16 protein-coding genes are annotated in these 16,198 nt (G+C 65.6%); 13 read left to right on the forward strand and 3 right to left on the reverse strand.

The features are described 5' to 3' along the window. The first annotated feature begins 6 nt into the window (after window positions 1-6). Genes MUU56_RS17510 through MUU56_RS17520 form a run of 3 tightly spaced genes read left to right on the forward strand, consistent with a single transcriptional unit; the run spans window position 7 to window position 2,208 of the window. Window positions 7-684, forward strand: a complete 678-nt coding sequence (locus MUU56_RS17510; protein ID WP_244768569.1) for an amino acid ABC transporter permease — start codon at window positions 7-9, stop codon at window positions 682-684. After that, window positions 659-1,474: an amino acid ABC transporter ATP-binding protein gene (locus tag MUU56_RS17515; RefSeq protein ID WP_398431910.1), complete on the forward strand. Its 816-nt coding sequence runs from the start codon at window positions 659-661 to the stop codon at window positions 1,472-1,474. The genes MUU56_RS17510 and MUU56_RS17515 overlap by 26 nt, the downstream gene beginning before the upstream one ends. Before the next feature lie 11 nt (window positions 1,475-1,485). Then, window positions 1,486-2,208, forward strand: a complete 723-nt coding sequence (locus MUU56_RS17520) for an MBL fold metallo-hydrolase (RefSeq protein ID WP_244768571.1) — start codon at window positions 1,486-1,488, stop codon at window positions 2,206-2,208. Between the two features lie 2 nt (window positions 2,209-2,210). On the opposite strand, the gene MUU56_RS17525 is transcribed toward MUU56_RS17520, so the two are convergent. Beyond that, on the reverse strand, window positions 2,211-3,485 hold the full coding sequence (locus MUU56_RS17525; protein WP_244768572.1) for a hypothetical protein: 1,275 nt from the start codon (window positions 3,483-3,485) through the stop codon (window positions 2,211-2,213). A gap of 434 nt (window positions 3,486-3,919) precedes the next feature. Continuing rightward, entirely contained in the window at window positions 3,920-5,257 is a 1,338-nt protein-coding gene (locus MUU56_RS17530) for a S8 family serine peptidase (RefSeq protein WP_244768573.1), read from the reverse strand. 133 nt (window positions 5,258-5,390) lie between these two features. On the opposite strand from MUU56_RS17530, the gene MUU56_RS17535 reads away from it, so the two are divergent. Beyond that, window positions 5,391-5,909 (forward strand): RNA polymerase sigma factor, encoded by a 519-nt coding sequence (locus MUU56_RS17535; protein ID WP_244768574.1) that lies wholly within the window; start codon window positions 5,391-5,393, stop codon window positions 5,907-5,909. Then, entirely contained in the window at window positions 5,906-6,607 is a 702-nt protein-coding gene (locus MUU56_RS17540; protein ID WP_244768575.1) for an anti-sigma factor family protein, read from the forward strand. The genes MUU56_RS17535 and MUU56_RS17540 overlap by 4 nt, the downstream gene beginning before the upstream one ends. A gap of 64 nt (window positions 6,608-6,671) precedes the next feature. Here MUU56_RS17540 and MUU56_RS17545 read toward each other — a convergent pair whose 3' ends face one another. Further along, on the reverse strand, window positions 6,672-7,802 hold the full coding sequence (locus tag MUU56_RS17545; RefSeq protein ID WP_244768576.1) for a histidinol-phosphate transaminase: 1,131 nt from the start codon (window positions 7,800-7,802) through the stop codon (window positions 6,672-6,674). A 127-nt stretch (window positions 7,803-7,929) separates the two neighbouring features. On the opposite strand from MUU56_RS17545, the gene MUU56_RS17550 reads away from it, so the two are divergent. The 8 genes from MUU56_RS17550 (at window position 7,930) to hutC (ending at window position 16,194) form a co-directional block, all read left to right on the forward strand. After that, window positions 7,930-8,697, forward strand: a complete 768-nt coding sequence (locus MUU56_RS17550; RefSeq protein ID WP_244768577.1) for an SDR family NAD(P)-dependent oxidoreductase — start codon at window positions 7,930-7,932, stop codon at window positions 8,695-8,697. Between the two features lie 244 nt (window positions 8,698-8,941). After that, window positions 8,942-10,075, forward strand: a complete 1,134-nt coding sequence (locus MUU56_RS17555) for an ABC transporter ATP-binding protein (RefSeq protein WP_244768578.1) — start codon at window positions 8,942-8,944, stop codon at window positions 10,073-10,075. Window positions 10,076-10,107: 32 nt separating this feature from the next. Beyond that, window positions 10,108-11,223 carry an ABC transporter substrate-binding protein gene (locus MUU56_RS17560; RefSeq protein WP_244768579.1) on the forward strand — a complete coding sequence of 372 codons (1,116 nt, stop codon included), beginning with the start codon at window positions 10,108-10,110 and terminating at the stop codon, window positions 11,221-11,223. Window positions 11,224-11,288: 65 nt separating this feature from the next. After that, the gene (locus tag MUU56_RS17565; RefSeq protein ID WP_244768580.1) at window positions 11,289-12,233 is read left to right on the forward strand and encodes an ABC transporter permease; all 945 of its coding nucleotides are present in this window, start codon (window positions 11,289-11,291) and stop codon (window positions 12,231-12,233) included. Continuing rightward, window positions 12,230-13,030: an ABC transporter permease gene (locus MUU56_RS17570; protein WP_064333826.1), complete on the forward strand. Its 801-nt coding sequence runs from the start codon at window positions 12,230-12,232 to the stop codon at window positions 13,028-13,030. The genes MUU56_RS17565 and MUU56_RS17570 overlap by 4 nt, the downstream gene beginning before the upstream one ends. Window positions 13,031-13,062: 32 nt before the next feature. Continuing rightward, window positions 13,063-14,391 carry a histidinol dehydrogenase gene (hisD, locus tag MUU56_RS17575; protein ID WP_244768581.1) on the forward strand — a complete coding sequence of 443 codons (1,329 nt, stop codon included), beginning with the start codon at window positions 13,063-13,065 and terminating at the stop codon, window positions 14,389-14,391. Between the two features lie 5 nt (window positions 14,392-14,396). Continuing rightward, a complete protein-coding gene (locus MUU56_RS17580) occupies window positions 14,397-15,410 on the forward strand; it encodes a zinc-dependent alcohol dehydrogenase (RefSeq protein WP_244768582.1) in 1,014 nt (337 codons plus the stop codon). Between the two features lie 52 nt (window positions 15,411-15,462). After that, on the forward strand, window positions 15,463-16,194 hold the full coding sequence (hutC, locus tag MUU56_RS17585; RefSeq protein WP_244768583.1) for a histidine utilization transcriptional repressor HutC: 732 nt from the start codon (window positions 15,463-15,465) through the stop codon (window positions 16,192-16,194). Window positions 16,195-16,198: the final 4 nt, after the last annotated feature.

Genomic DNA, 16,198 nt, shown 5'->3' on the forward strand with positions numbered 1-16,198 from the left:
TCAGCGTTGTTCCAGCTCGACCTCTTCCTGCACGCGATCTTCAGCGCCCCCCTTTTCAAGGGGGCGCTCCTGACGATCGGCCTTTCCGTTTGTGTCATGGCCGTGTCTTTGGTGCTCGGCATGGGGCTCGGCTCCATGGCGGGCTCCCCGCGGCCGGCGGTCCGGTGGCTGGTGACGCTCTATGTCTGGCTCTTCCGCGGCGCGCCGGCCCTGCTCGTGCTGCTCTTCGTCTGGAACGGCCTGCCGCAGATTTCGGAGATCTTCCGCGCCGGCTGGTTCACGCCTTTCGTCGCGGCGTTCCTGGCACTGTCGCTCATCCAGATCGCCTATCTGGCGGAAATCCTGCGCAGCGCCTTTGCCGCCGTCGGCCCGGGCCAGCGGGAAGGGGCGGCGGCCCTCGGCATGCATCGCTGGCAGATCTTTCTGGTCATCACCATGCCGCAGGCGCTTCGGATCGCGGTTCCCGCGCTGATGAACGAATTCATTTCCCTCCTGAAGACCACGTCGCTTGCGACCGTGATCTCGCTCAAGGAACTGATGACCGTCTCGCAGTTCGCCATCGCGACGAGCTTCCGCTTCCTCGAATGGTACGGCGCCGCGCTCGTCTACTACCTCGTCATCGTCTCGGTGCTGACGCTCGCGCAGAACCGCATCGAGCATGTGCTGTCACGCGGCTATCGCTGATCCCCGCTTCACCCACGAGTTGGACATGAACACGCAAACGAAGACCGATCTTCCGCACAAGGCCGCGATCGAAGTGGCCGGCGTCAACAAATGGTATGGCGCTTTCCAGGTCCTGAAGGGCATCGACCTTACGGTGAACAAGGGCGAGCGCATCGTGATCTGCGGACCCTCCGGCTCCGGCAAGTCGACGCTGATCCGCTGCATGAACCGTCTCGAGGTTCACCAGGAAGGCTCGATCATCGTCAACGGCATCGAGCTCACCAACCAGCTCAAGCGCATCGACCGCGTTCGAAGCGACGTCGGCATGGTGTTTCAGCACTTCAATCTGTTTCCGCACCTGACGGTTCTCGAAAACTGCACGGTCGCCCAGCGCTGGGTGCGCAAGCTGCCGAAAAAACAGGCGACCGAGATCGCCATGAAATATCTGGAACGTGTTCATATCCCGGAAAAAGCAGACAAATATCCGGGCCAGCTCTCGGGCGGCCAGCAGCAGCGCGTCGCCATCGCGCGGGCCCTCTGCATGAACCCGAGCATCATGCTGTTCGACGAGCCCACCTCGGCGCTCGATCCCGAAATGGTCAAGGAAGTGCTGGACACGATGATTTCGCTTGCCGCCGACGGCATGACGATGGTGTGCGTCACCCACGAAATGAATTTTGCGCGCGAAGTGGCCAGCGAAGTGGTTTTCATGGACGGTGGCCAGATCATCGAGCGCAACAAGCCGGACATACTGTTTTCGGCGCCGACACATGAGCGCACGCGGCGCTTTCTCGGCAAGCTGCTGCATTGAGCGAGATCGCCATGAACAACGCTGACTGGTTTTCAACGGAAGCGATCTCGGATCGGTTGACCCGGATATACGAACCGCATGTCCACCCCTTCTTTCGGGCCAACATGTTCCACGTCGTCGGCCGTGATGCCGATCTCGTCATTGATTTCGGCATGGGCCTCGGTAACCTTGCAAGCGTGCTGACCATTCCCCCCGGCAAACCCGTCCTTGCCGTGGCGACACACATCCATGTCGATCACGTCGGCTCGTTTCACGAGTTCGAGAACCGGTTGGGTCATGAAGCTGAGGCCGAAGCCTTCGCGCATATGCCCGACGCCGACACGCTGGCCCCGTATTTTCGCATGCAACCGGATGTTCTCGCGCAGGTTCCGCCGATGGGCACCAGGCCCGAAGCCTATGCAATTTCACCAGCGCCGCTGACCACGATCCTGGCCGAGAATGACATCATCGACATCGGCGACGCCTGCTACACGGTCCTGCATCTTCCCGGTCACTCCCCGGGATCGATAGGCCTCCTTGATCAGAAGACGGGGATATTCTTCAGCGGAGACGCGATCTACGAGGGAAGTCTCGTAGACGATCTGCCCGGATGCGACATCGAGGCCTACAAGGCGAGCATGGAACGCCTGCTGCAGCTTGATCTGGAAGTCGTCTATGGTGGTCATGGATCGAGCTTTGGACGCGCCCGTTTGCAGGAAATCGCCAAAACCTATCTGACCTCAAGGAATTCTTGAAATCAGGTATGCGGCCGAGCAACTACGAGCGGATACCATGCTTTAGGGCGGGGGCCGGTCGCTTCGATGGCAAAGCGCGAGTCGTGGAGGCTTTGAAACAGGGCGCTTACATCGCGCGCGATGACATGCGGATCCGTTTCGGGGAAAGCGCCCGAGAGGACATACGCGGCCTCCGCCTCATCGACCGGATGTATCATGAGGTTCCAGATGCCGAGCGCGATAGGATTGAGGTTGTTGATCGCCGCCGTGTGATCGACGCCGGCCAGAAAGGCTTCGCCTTCGACCTCGTGCATCGTCACATCCGGATTCCGGACGAGGCGCATTCCCGGCCGGTAGGGTTCGCACGACAGGTCCTGGTCGAACTCTATATCCGCCTCCGCCAGGGGATCGTGCTGCAGCAGCCGCCGGGAAAGCGCATCGGGATCGGCAAGTGGGAGGTGCTGCGGGGCCGCCGGCCAGCGGCCGAAAGCCGATGCGAGCTGTTCGGCGGCCTCCTCGAGATCGGCATAGGCAAGAACATAGCAGGGCAGCCTCTGCACGAGTGCGCTCATCTGGGCAAGCAAGGGGCGGGCGTCCTCGGCATAGGAAACGTTCTGGCGGGCCAGCAGCTTCAGGGCGAGGCTGCGCGGCGCCGCGCGGAGGTCGGCAGGCCCACGCGGCTGGCGGTCGAGCAGGACGATCGCGCCGATGGGGGCGGTCGTTCCCTTGCGTGCGAGCCGGCCCTCGGGCAGGGCGAGATAGTGGTAGCGCCCATCCGAGGCGCCCGCGTGCCGCATGACGAAATCGCGAAAGGCCGGCGTGGCCGAAGCCGGCAGGGGCAGCCGCAGGCGTGGGGCGACGCCCAGCGCGACACCGTTGCCTTGCTCGTCGAGCGGCACGATGTCGTCGCCGAAGATCGTGTGTCCGTCCGCCGCCAGCCTTGCGGTCAGGGTGCTCTTGCCGGCATGGGAATGGCCGGGAAAGACGAGCAGCCGGCCGGCGAAAAGGGCGGCCGCGCCGTGGAGGCAGAGGCGGTGCGGATTTTCCGTCACGAGCGCGCCGGCCAGGCTCACCATAACGTCGCAGGCCGCGGCGACCGGGGTCGTCGGGACCGGCTCCTCCTCGGGGTGGTGGACGACGAGCGAGGTGCCCCTGGCGATGATGCGGGCGATCGGCTCCTCGTCGGTTTCGACGCGGTGAAACGGCCAGTCGATCGCGGCGGCTTTCAGCGCGGCGAGAAACGCCGGGTGATCCGGCACGTCGATGTTGGCCTTCAGTCCCTCGAATGCGAGGCGCATGGTTCCGCTCCGTGCAATCGTCAAGCGGGGCGGAGCGGAAAGGCCGCTCCGCCCGGTTCTGCGTTCAGGTGAAGATCGTGCGGCGCCGGGTGGTCCTGCGCCTGCGGACGCCGCTGCGGCTTCCGCCGCCGCCTCGGCGCGTGCCTCGGCCGCTGCTCCTGCGACCGCTGCCACGGCCTCCGCTTCCCCGGCTGCCGCCGCTCCTCCCGGAGGAAGCATGGGCCTCATCCAGCTTGAGCATGGCGGGTGCCATATAGGCAGTGGCGGCCGCCAGTCCCAGTCTCGTCAACATCGCGCGGCGCGACAGGCCGCCTGGCTTGGTATCTTCGATCGACATGGTCAGCTCCTTTCCTGGTTGGAAAAGCTCCCATCCAGGGAACTTCGGCAGGGCAAACGCAGGCGACGCACCACCTATTCCATGCCGCATCGAATTTTTATGGCTGCGCTTCGACTGCCGGCAGGATATCCGCCGGCGGCATGGCGCAGACTGCGGGCGCTTGCACGAGCCCCCAGCCGAAGGTCGTGTCGCGGCCGCCGCGACCGAGGTCCATGGCCCCGGCGGCAAGTCTGTCCACGATCTCCCGGCCCGATGCCTGTGGATCGGCCGCGCGGGCGGCGGCAAGGGCGGCCGAGACGAAGGGTGCCGCATAGGACGTGCCCGAACGGAAGCGCCCGCCACGCACCGAGGCCGCCGCCCAGACGCGCACGCCCGGGGCGGCGAAATCGATATGCTCGCCGGCTGCCGCCCGACGATAGGCGCGCAGGCGGTTGTCGACCGCGGTCACCGCGACGACGCCGGGATAGGCCGCGGGGTAGAGCGGGTCCGCCCGCGGCCCCGAATTGCCGGCGGCGGCGACGAGCACCACGTCGCGTTCGACAAGGGCGCGCACGACCCGTTCCAGCACCAGATTGGCCGGGCCGGCAAAGCTCAGATTGACGACACGGGCCTTGCTGGCCGCAATACGATCCAGCGCGCGGGCGATGTCGAAGACGTCCGCTGCATCCTGCCCCCTGGCGTCGCTGTGGAACGCATCGACCGCGACGAGGCGGGCACCGGAAAGCAAGCCGGGGGTGCGCGACGCCGCGCGGCCCGCAAGCAGCACCGCGATGGCGGTGCCGTGCGTGCGCGAGGACGGGCGCCTCTTCGGATCGACGACCGAGACACGCTGGAGAGCCGTTCCTGCGAGCGCCTCGTGCCCGGTGTTCACGCCGGTATCGACCATGCCGATGGTGATGTCGACGGGGCAGGCGTGCGGGGCCTCCTTCCAGCCGATCATGCCGAAGGCGGCGCATCCGTCACTGCCGCAGGCAAGCTCGTTGGTCCGGTAGATATGGTTCGGGTCGACAAGGGCGGATGGAACGAGCTGGAGGATTTCGGTGCGGGCCTGTTCGATCGTGCGGTTCTGCGGCAGCGTGAAGCGGGCAATCTCTGCGTCGAGCAGACCGAGCCGGTCGCGGACGACGAGGCCATATCCCTGCGCGGTGATGAGGTCGATCGCGGCCGGCGAGGGCGCGGCGACGACGATCTCCGGGCGGGGCCTGCGGGCACGCGGGCGCTGCCGTCGCGGCCGGGGAGAGCTTCTCCCCGAGCCCCCGTCGCGCGAGGAGCGCCCGACGGAGGAGCTGCCCCCGGAGGAGGATGCTCGCGCGGAACCGAGCCCCAGGAGGGCCGGCGCGGCATAGGCAAGTCCGGTGGCGATGCCCAGCCTTTGCAGCATGCGGCGCCTGGTCAGTTCCGCTGCGCCGTGCCGGTTTCCATCGTCTTTTCCCATATCGAGGCTCCTGAATTCGACAATAGAGACGAAAACGTCGCAGGCTCACCTCTATTCCAGACAGGGGGAATTTTCATGCGCGGCTGGAATAAGGGTGGCGTCTTCGGCGTTCTTGGGCGAGGACGGATAGTGTATGGCGGATTTCGGATATGACATCGTGGCGCTGCTGCCGAGGCTTCGGGGCCTCGCGCGCACCCTGACGCGTTCTCGCGATGCAGCCGACGATCTCGTGCAGGCGGCGTGCGAGAAGGCGTTGCGGCATCGCGAAAGCTGGACGCCCGGCACGCGGCTCGATGCGTGGCTCTTCCGTATCATGCGCAACCATTGGGTCGACACGATGCGCCGCAGCCGGCCCGACATGCCGATCGACGACGGCGGCGCCGAGATGGCCTTGCCGACGGAAGATGGCCGAAGGGTGGTCGAGGCGCGTCTTGCGCTTGCGGAGGTCCGGCGCGTCGCCGATTCCCTGCCGGACGAACAGCGCGCCGTGCTTCTGCTCGTATGCGTCGAGGACCTGACCTATCGGGAGGCCGCCGAAATGCTGGATGTTCCGATCGGCACGGTGATGAGCCGGCTGGCGCGTGCGCGTGTGGCGCTGGTCGCGGCTATGGAAGGCGATGTCCCCGCGCGGGCAGGTGGAGAACGGTCATGACAGGAAAGGTGACGGACGAGATGCTGATGGCGTTTGTCGATGGCGAGACCGACGAGACCACCCGCGCGGCCATCGAGCGTGCGCTTGCCGCCGATGCCGCCCTTGCCGCCCGTGCCAAGCTGTTTCACGGCAGCCGTACCTTGCTGCGCGAAGCGTTCGGCGATGCGCGGCGGGAGGAGGTGCCCCCGGCACTGATCGAGGCGGTGCTCGGCCGCCGCGACAATGTCGTTCCGTTGCGGAGCCGGATCCGGGCCCGATTCGCCCTGCCGCTTGCCGCCTCTCTCCTGCTTGTCGTCGGGGGGGCCGGTTATCTCGCCGGCCGGACGGGCGCCGGCAATGACGATCCCCTCGGCCGCGCCGCAATCGCCGAAGCGCTTTCGGCCACCCGGTCGGGAGAGGAGCGCTCGATTTCCCTTGCAGGCGAGAGTGCACGCTTCGAGACGCTTGCCACCTATCGGGTCGAGGGCGGAATCTGCCGCAGCTTCGATATCGGGGGGGCGCGCGCATCGCTGACCGGGATCGGCTGCGACCGCGGAACGGGCTGGACAGTGGAGCTCACCGTCGAACGGAGCGGCGGCAATGCCTATGCGCCGGCATCCGACGCCGCGCTTCAAAGCGTTGACGCTTACCTCGATGCGCTCGGCGTGTCGGATCCGCTGACGGCTGACGAGGAGGCGGGCATCCAGGGCCGTGAATAGCCCACCGCATGGCGTGTCGCGCGTCACCCTCGTCGGGGAAGCTTTAGCGGAAAAGGAGATCCGTTCAGCGTCGATGGGGTGTTTCGCCCATGCCCTCCGCATCCCGGAGCGCGCGCAGGAAATGGTCGTTCTCCTCTCGCGTGCCGATGCTGACGCGGATGAACCTCTCGAAGCCGGGCTGTTTCCAGGGCTTGACGATGACCCCGCGCTCGAGCAGCGCCGCGGCCAGGTCCGTTGCGCTCTGCCCGACATCGACGAACAGGAAATTACCTTTCGACGGCGCTGACCGATAGCCGGTTGTGGCGAGGGCTGTCTTCATGCGTTCCCGTTCCTCGATGGCGGCGTTTACCGATTGGACCAGATGGTCCGGATCGTCGAGAGCCGCGGCCGCAGAGGCCTGGGCGATGGCGTTGGTGTTGAACGGGGTGCGCGCGCGGTTGAAGAAATCGCAGAGGCCGCCATCGCTGACGATGCCGTAGCCGATGCGGAGCCCCGCGAGGCCATAGGCCTTGGAGAAGGTGCGCAGCACCACCCACGGAATGCCCTTGCCCTTCAGCATGCCGATCGCCGACGCGTATTCGTCGCCGGCGGCATATTCGGCATAGGCCTCGTCGACGACCAGCAGCGTCTGAGCGTCGAGTGCGGCGATGAGCTCCGCCAGATCGTCCGGCGTCAGCCAGCAGCCAACCGGGTTCATGGGGTTGGAGAACATCAACATGCGTGGCTTTCGGGCCACGGCGGCAAGGAGCGCCGCCATGTCGATGGTCAGGTCCTGCGTCACCGGCACGCGCTCGATCCGGCCGCCCATCAGTGCCGTGTAGTCTTCATGCAGCGGGAAGGAGGGGTAGAGCGTCGCGACCGTGTCGCCGGGGCGCACGACCGAGCGGCAGATGACGCCGATCAGGTCCTCCGAACCGTTGCCGAGGATGACCTGCCGGCTATCGACGCCGAAGCTGGTGGCGAGCCGGGTGCACAGGGCGCGGCCCTGCGGATCGGGATAGAGCCGGGCAAGTTCGCCGATGTCGGAAAACAGCCGCCGCAGTGCCGGGGAGGGGCCGAGGGGGTTCTCGTTGGAGCCGAGCTTGGCGATGGTCTCCACCTGATATGTCGCCCGCACCTCTTCGAGCGTCAGCCCCGCATTGTAGGGCTGGATAGAGCGGATTTCTTCGCGGATCAGGCTTGAAGGGTCTGCCATTTTGCGGCTCCATGCGATGGGTTTGCCATGCCGCATTCATACGCCGGGAATTTTGATCTGTATATATGTATAGACATTTTCTTGCGGAAGTGCTGTCATTCGCCGGGAAGTCAATCGAGGTGTCGCCATGAACCGTCCGGTCTTCGATCTCTCCAGTCGCCGTGCGCTCGTCACCGGGGCCAGTCGCGGAATCGGCCAGGCGATTGCTGTGGCGCTTGCCGAGGCGGGCGCGGATGTGGCCATCACGGCGCGGTCGCTCGACGGCCTGGCCGAGACCCGGGCGCTGGTGGAGAAGGCCGGCCGGCGCTGCGTGGAGCTTGCGCAGGATGTGCGCGACGTGGAGGCGTGCACGGCCGTGACGAACGCCGCGGCTGATGCGCTCGGCGGTCTCGACATCCTCGTCAACAATGCTGGCTTCGAAAATGTCCGCCCGTCCTTCGATGTTGACGAGGCGCTTTGGGAAACGATCCTCTCGACGAACCTGAAGGGCGCCTTCTTCTGTGCGCAGGCGGCCGGCCGCATCATGGCTGACGCCGCCGGCGGCGCGATCGTCAATCTCTGCTCGCTGACCTCCTATGTCGGCATTCCAACGGCGGTACCCTATGGTGCGTCGAAGTCGGGCCTTCTCGGCGTGACGCGGGCTCTCGCCACGGAATGGGCGCCGCACAACATCCGCGTCAACGCGATCGCGCCCGGCTACTTCCGCACGGCGATGACAGAGGCGTTCTACCAGAACGAGGACTGGCAGACGCGGATGCTGGACAAGATTCCGCAGCGCCGCTTCGGTAGCGAAGGCGATATCGGCGGCGTCGCCGTCTTCCTGTGCAGCGATGCCGCCGCCTACGTCACCGGCCATTGCATTCCGGTCGATGGCGGCTACCTTGCCTCGATCTGAACGCGGCAGCGCCTAGCTTTGGTCATGGCGCCAAGGCGGGCCACAGAAGCTATTTTTCGCAGTTGCACAATATTTAATCATCCGCCTTTGCAGTGCAAAAAATACGCAAGTGTGGTTGACGGAACTTGTATGCATATGTATAGACAACTGCATGAGATGCTCGGCCGCCTGCCCGTGGCCGCAGTGACAAGAGGAAGCCTTCCAGCGGTCCCGTGTCGCCGGTAGGGCAATACAGGGGAATGCCATGGGCGTTGTCGATGCCGAGCAGCCCGCGGTGGAGCCGCACGACCGGATTGCCGTTTCCGTCAAGGATGTCAGCATGGTCTTCGGCAATGTCCATGCTGTGAAGAGCGCATCCTTCGACCTGCCGAAAGGCCGTTTCCTGACGATCCTCGGCCCCTCGGGATCCGGCAAGACGACCTTGCTGCGCATGATTGCCGGTTTCGATCGCCCGACCGGCGGCGAGATTTTCATCAACGGCCAGCCCGTCAGCGCCGTGCCGCCGCATGGCCGGGCCATCGGCATGGTGTTCCAGAAGCTGGCGCTTTTTCCGCACATGACGGCCGCCGAGAATGTCGCCTTTCCGCTGAAGATGCGCCGCCACGATGCCCGCCGCATTCTGGAGAAGGTGGAGCGCTATCTCGATCTCGTCCGTCTCGGCGGTTACGGCAACCGGCGCATCAACGAGCTTTCCGGTGGGCAGCAGCAGCGCGTGGCCATTGCCCGCGCCCTGGTGTTCGAGCCGGACCTCCTGCTGCTCGACGAGCCGCTCGCCGCGCTCGATCGCAAGTTGCGCGAGGAGATGCAGCTGGAATTCCGCCGCATCCAGAAGGAGCTCGGCGTGACGACGATCAACGTCACGCATGACCAGCGCGAAGCGCTGGTCGTTTCCGACGAGATCATCGTTATGAACGGTGGCTCGATCCAGCAGAAGGCGCGTCCGGTGGATGCCTATCGCGCGCCCTCGAACGCCTTCGTCGCCAATTTCATCGGCGTCACCAATTTTGTCGAGGGCAGGGTGGTCGAGCTTGCCGGGTCGCGTGCGACGATCGAGGCCAATGGCCTGCATCTTGCCGGCTTGGCGGCTGACGCGACGCTTGCCGGCGGCAAACCCTGCGCCGGCGCGGTGCGCGCCGAACAGATCCGCGTCGCGCCGAAGGATGGTCATCTCGACGGCCTCGAAACGGTGGTCGACGGTCTCGTCGTCGACTGCATCTTCGAAGGCGAGCGTGTCGTCTATGAAATCCGGGTTCCGCAGCTCGGCGACGTGCTGATGCGCGTCTTCGACCACGATCCCGAATCCCACCTGCAGTTCGGCCCGGGTGACGCGGTTCGCCTCGGCTGGAATGCAAGGGACATGCATGTCTTTGCAAAATAACCAACGAAGGCTAAGCCAGAGGAGAACGCGTAATGTCGCATGATAAACTTTCTTCTATGCAGATCCGCCGCCGCACGCTGCTGGCATCGATGGCCGCGGCGGGTGCGTCCGCAGGTCTTTCGACGCTCGGCGTCAGCCGTGCCTTTGCCCAGGAGCCCGAAAAGCCGGCCGAAATCATCGTCCGCGCCTGGGGTGGCAGTTGGGTCGACGCGCTGAAGGCGGGCGTTTCCGACAGCTTCACCAAGGCAACCGGCATTGCGGTTCGCCATGACCTGACCGAAGACAACGAGATCCAGCCGAAGGTGTGGGCCGCCGTCGCCCAGAAGCGCGTGCCGCCGATCCATGTGAACTGGGACACGACCACCAACGCGACCAAGTCGGCGCTGCGCGGCGTGACGGAGGACCTGTCGGACCTGCCGAACCTCAAGGACACCACAGAGCTTGCCAAGCCCGTCGGGCTCGACGGCTATCCGATCGTCAACACCTACGGCTATGTCTACGTGCTGGCCTATCGCCCCTCGGCCTTCCCGAACGGTGCGCCGAAGTCCTGGAAGGACCTGCTCGATCCCAAGCTCAAGGGCCGCATCGCGCTCTATAACGACGGCATCGGCTTCCACTTCCCGGCCCAGGTCGCCGGCGGCGGCAAGCTGGAGGATATCCCCGGCAACATGCAGCCGGCCTGGGACTTCATTGCGAAGATCAAGGAGCAGCAGCCGCTGCTCGGCGAGGACCCGGACTTCACCACCTGGTTCCAGAAGGGCGAGATCGACGCCGCCTGCACCATCTCCACCAATGCGCGCGAAGCCAAGAAAAACGGTATCGAGCTGGCCTGGGTGGTGCCGGAGGAGGGCGCGAAGTTCGATACGGACGGCCTGTGGATCCCGAAGGGCCTGCCGGAAAACGAACTCTACTGGGCCAAGCAGTACATCAACCATGCGCTGACCAAGGAAGCCCAGCAGGTCTGGCTCGACGGTCTCGGCCTGCCCGGTGTCGTGCCCGGTCTCACCCCGCCGGCCGACCTCGTTGACGATCCGTCCTATCCGGTGACGGAAGAGGCCTTCGAGCACCTCATCCGCATCTCGTCCAAGGTGCAGGTCGAAAACGAGAGCCAGTGGTTCGCCAAGTTCAAGGAAATCATGCAGGGCTGAGGCCCTGCCTGCCCGCCGCGGCATTTTGGCGGCGGGCCGTCTCCTTTCGTTAAGAGGATCGGTTCATGCGCACTCCCCGTGCCGCATATCCCGTGACATGGCGTGTCATGGATATGCTCGAACGCCTTGCGGCGGCCGTCTGGCCATCGAGTTTCCAGCGGGGCTTGCCCTATCTCATGCTCTTGCCGGCGGTCGTTCTGGTGGGGCTTTTGGTGCTCGGCCTCGTGCAGATCGGCGATACCAGCCTGAGGGTGCTCGATACCAACACGTTCCTGATGTCGGAGGACTACACACTCGCCAATTACCAGCGCGTGCTGACGGAGAATTTCTTCGCGACGGTCGCCGGCCGCAGCCTGATGGGCTCGCTGATCGTCACCGCGATCACGCTGCTCTTCGCCTTCCCCTATGCCTATCTGATGGTGCGAACGCCCTCATCGGCGCTGCGCAAGTTCCTGCTGGTCGCCCTGTTCCTGCCGTTCTTCATCGGCCAGGTCGTGCGTGCCTATGGCTGGCTCATCATCCTCGGCAACCAGGGCATGGTCAACGAGGCATTGGGGCTCGTCGGCGTGCCGCCCATGCGGCTGCTCTACAACTATCCGGCCGTGCTGTTCGGCCTCGTGCAATACATGCTGCCCTTCGCGGTGCTGATGCTGGCCCCGGCGCTGACGGCGATCCCGAACGAACTGGAGGCCGCGGCCGCCTCGCTCGGCGCCGGCTGGGTGCGCACCTTCCGCCATGTCGTGCTGCCTTTGTCCCGCCCGGGGCTGGTCGGCGCCGGCCTCGTGGTCGTCACGCTGTCGCTCACGGACTTCGCCATCCCCGCCATCCTCGGCGGCGGCACGCAGGATTTCATCGCCAACGCGATCTACGACCAGTTCTTCCGCACCTCCGACCAGGGCCTCGGCGCGACGCTGTCGCTGATGCTCGTCGCCGTCGGCTCCATCCTCGTCGGCGTCGTCTTCATGCTGTTCGGCGCGGGCACGCTTGCCATGGGGGAGACGCGCAAATGACCGGCAGCCGCAGCAAATCCGTCGTCCTGTGGACCTTCGTCATCGCCGCGCTCCTCATGCTGTCCGCGCCCACCGTCGTGGTGCTCGGCGCGTCTTTCACCGCCGGCAACATCATCACCTTCCCGCCGGACGGGCTGTCACTGAAATGGTACGGCGCGATCGCACAGGCGAGCGATCTTAGGCAGGCTTTCGTGCGCTCGCTGATCGTCGCCACGATCTGCACGGTCGTTGCCATTCCCGTCGGCACGCTCGCCGGCATCGCGCTTGCGAAATACCGCGTGCGCTTCGCCCGCTCCATCCAGATCTACCTGCTCTTGCCCTTCACCATTCCCCTGATCGGCTCCGGCATCGGCCTGATGCTGGTGTTCGGCAATGCGGGCGTGCTCGGCAAGCTCTGGCCCGTCGGCATCGCCTGCTGCGTCATCAACCTGCCGTTCATGATCTGGGCCGTGACCGCGAGCGCCAGCAATCTCTCGCCCGATCTGGAACTGGCCGCGGCCAATTGCGGCGCGCCGCCCCTGCAGCGCTTCCTCTACATCACGCTTCCGGCGGTGCTGCCCGGCGTCATCACCGGCTCGCTCCTGATGTTCATCCTCGCGCTCAACGAGTTCCTGGTCAGCCTTCTGCTCGTCGACGCGCGGAGCGTCACGCTGCCGGTGCAGATCTACAATTCCATCCGGTCGATCATCACGCCGGACCTTGCCGCCATCTCGGTGGTCTTCATCGCCTGCGCCGCCTTCGTGATCGCTCTGCTCGATCGTCTGGTCGGCCTCGACATCTTCCTCAAATCGAAATGACCCTTGAAGGGCCAGACATCAAGGACAAGACGATGACATCAGTGTCTTTCTACGAGTATGCCAAGCTCAATGCCGAGGAAAAGGCGGCCCTCCTGCGCCGGTCGGAGACGGATATTTCGAGTTTCATCGAGAAGGTCGCGCCGATCCTGGAGGCCGTACGCACCGAGGGCGACAAGGCGCTGGCGCGTTTCGGCCGCGAGCTCGACAAGGCCGCCGTGACCGAGGCCAATCTCAAGGTCACGGAAGCGGAATTCGACGCGGCCTTCAAGCTGGTCGATGCGAGCGTCGTCGAATCGATCCAGTTCGGCATCGACAACATCCGCACCTTCCATGAGGAGCAGAAGCCGGAGGCCATGTGGCTGAAGGAGATCCGGCCGGGCGCCTTTGCCGGCGACCGCTTCACGCCCATCCGGTCGGTGGCGCTCTACGTGCCGCGCGGCAAGGGCTCCTTCCCGTCGGTGACGATGATGACCTCCGTCCCCGCGGTCGTTGCCGGCGTGCCGAACCTTGCCATCGTCACGCCGCCGGCGCCGGATGGCTCCGTCGATGCCGCGACGCTGGTCGCCGCGCGCCTCGCCGGCGTGGAAACCGTCTACAAGGTCGGCGGCGCGCAGGCGGTGGCGGCGGTCGCCTATGGCACCGAGACCGTCAAACCGGCGCTGAAGATCGTCGGGCCGGGCAGTCCGTGGGTGGTTGCCGCCAAGCGCTCGCTGGCCGGCTTCATCGATACCGGCCTTCCGGCCGGCCCCTCCGAGGTGATGATCCTTGCCGACGAAACGGTGCATGGAGGCCTCGCCGCGCTCGACCTCCTGATCGAGGCCGAGCACGGTCCGGATTCCTCGGCCTATCTCGTCACCCACAGCCGCCGCGTCGCGGAAGAAGCGCTTGCCGCCCTGCCGGACCACTGGTCGCGCATGTCGGAGCAGCGCGTCGCCTTCTCCAAGGCCGTGCTCACCGGCAGGACGGGCGGCATCGTGCTGACGAGCTCGATCGAGGAGAGCTACGCCTTCGTCAACGCCTATGCGCCGGAGCATCTCGAGCTTCTCTCGGAAGACCCCTTCATCCATCTCGGCCACATCACCGAGGCCTCGGAAATCCTGATGGGCACGCATACGCCGGTGAGCATCGCCAATTTCTCGCTCGGGCCGAACGCCGTCCTGCCGACGAGCCGCTGGGCCCGCACCTTCGGTCCGCTCTCCGTCACCGACTTCGTCAAGCGCAGCTCGATCGGCTACGTCACCGCGCCGGCCTATCCGGAATTCGCCCGGCACTCGCACAATCTGGCGGTCTACGAGGGTTTCTCCTCCCATGCGCTGGCCGTGTCGCCGCTGCGCCAGACCTACCTCAAGAAGGGCGGCTGAGAACCATGAAGGCGGTGCGGCTCCATGATGCGAAGGATCTGCGGGTGGAGGCGGTGGCCCCGCTCTCCGCGCCGCCCGCCGGTTTCGTTAATCTCGCTGTCAGAGCCGCCGGCATCTGCGGCTCCGATCTTCACAACTACCGCACCGGCCAGTGGATCACCCGCCGGCCCTCGACGGCGGGGCATGAATTCTGCGGCCGCGTGACGGCGGTCGGCGAGGGCGTTAGCCATGTCGCCGTCGGGGATGTGGTCTGTGCGGATTCCCGCGTCGGATGCGGCACCTGCCCGGCCTGCCGCAGCGGCCGCGCCAATGTCTGTGAGGCTCTCGGCTTCGTCGGCGAGGTCTGCGACGGCGGTTTTGCCGAGGCGGTGCAACTGCCCGCGCGGCTCGTGTTGCGCCACGATCCGACGCTTTCGCCGCATGTCGCCGCGATGGCCGAACCGCTGGCGGTGGCGCTGCATGCCGTGCGCCGGCTGGCCGCCCCGGCCGGCGAACCGGTGCTCGTCGTCGGCTGCGGCACGATCGGCGGGCTGAGCGCGCTGCTTCTCTCGCGCCTTCATGACGGCCCGCTCCTCCTCGCCGATCTCAACCCCGAGAAGGCTGCGCTGGTGAAGGTTGTTGCGGACGGCACGGTGGTCGCTCTCGAACGGGAGGCCCTCGATGCGGCGCTTTCCGGCCGGCGCCTGCGCTACGCACTCGACGCGACCGGCAGCATCCGGGCCATTGCGGGGACGCTTGACCTCCTCTCGGGTGGTGGCGCGCTTGCCCTCGTCGGCATCGGCCACGGCAAGCTCGATCTCGACCCCAACCTTCTCGTCGAGCGGGAAATCGCGCTGATCGGTTGCCATGCCTTTGCGGACGAACTGGCCGAGGCGGTCGGACTGCTTCCCGAACTCGCCCCGGCTCTTGAGCAGTTGATCGAGGTCCTGCCGGGACTCGACGCGGTGCCGGCAGCCTATGAGCGGCTTTTACGGGGCGAAAGCCGCGCACTGAAGACGATCGTCGCGGTGGCGGATTAGCCGCCGCGTCATTCCGGATGCCGGCCCTGTCTGCCGGTGGAGACAGTGAACCATGAACACGCTTTCGGATTCCGCATCGCCGCTTTACGAGAAGGTCAAGGATTTCGTCCTCGGCAATATCGGCAGCGGCAAATGGAGCCGCAACAGCCGGCTTCCCTCGGAAAACGAGCTCGTCTCCACCCTCGGCGTCTCGCGCATGACCGTGCACCGGGCGTTGCGGGAGCTCACCTCGGAGGGGCACCTGCGCCGCATCCAGGGCGTCGGCACCTTCGTCGCGCCGCCGAAGCCGCAATCGACGCTGATCGAGATCAGCAACATCATCACCGAGATCAAGGCGCGCGGCAGCCGCCACCGGGCCGAGGTGGTCGTGCTCGAGCGCATCAGGCGGCCGGAGCCGGAGCTGCTGCTCGCTTTCGAGTTCGAGACCCTGAGGCCTGTCGATCATTCCGTGGTGATCCATTTCGAGAACGACCTGCCCGTCCAGCTCGAGGAGCGCTATGTCAATCCGGACCTCGTCTCCGGCTATGTCGAGCAAGATTTCAGCGTCACGGCCACATATGATTACCTCCAGACCGCAACGCCGCTGACCGAGGTCGAACACCTCATCAGCGCCCTGCCGGCGGGCGAGGACAATGCACGCCTCCTGCAAATCCGTCCCGGCGACTGCTGCCTCGTCCTGCACCGCAAGACCTGGACGGGGCAGGTCGTCGCCACCGTCAACACGCTGACCTATGTCGGCAGCCGCTATTCGCTCGGCAGCCGCTACCTGCACGGCAGCAAATGATCCT

It is taken from the genome of Shinella yambaruensis, from assembly GCF_022899355.1.
Taxonomy (GTDB): Bacteria; Pseudomonadota; Alphaproteobacteria; order Rhizobiales; family Rhizobiaceae; genus Shinella; species Shinella yambaruensis.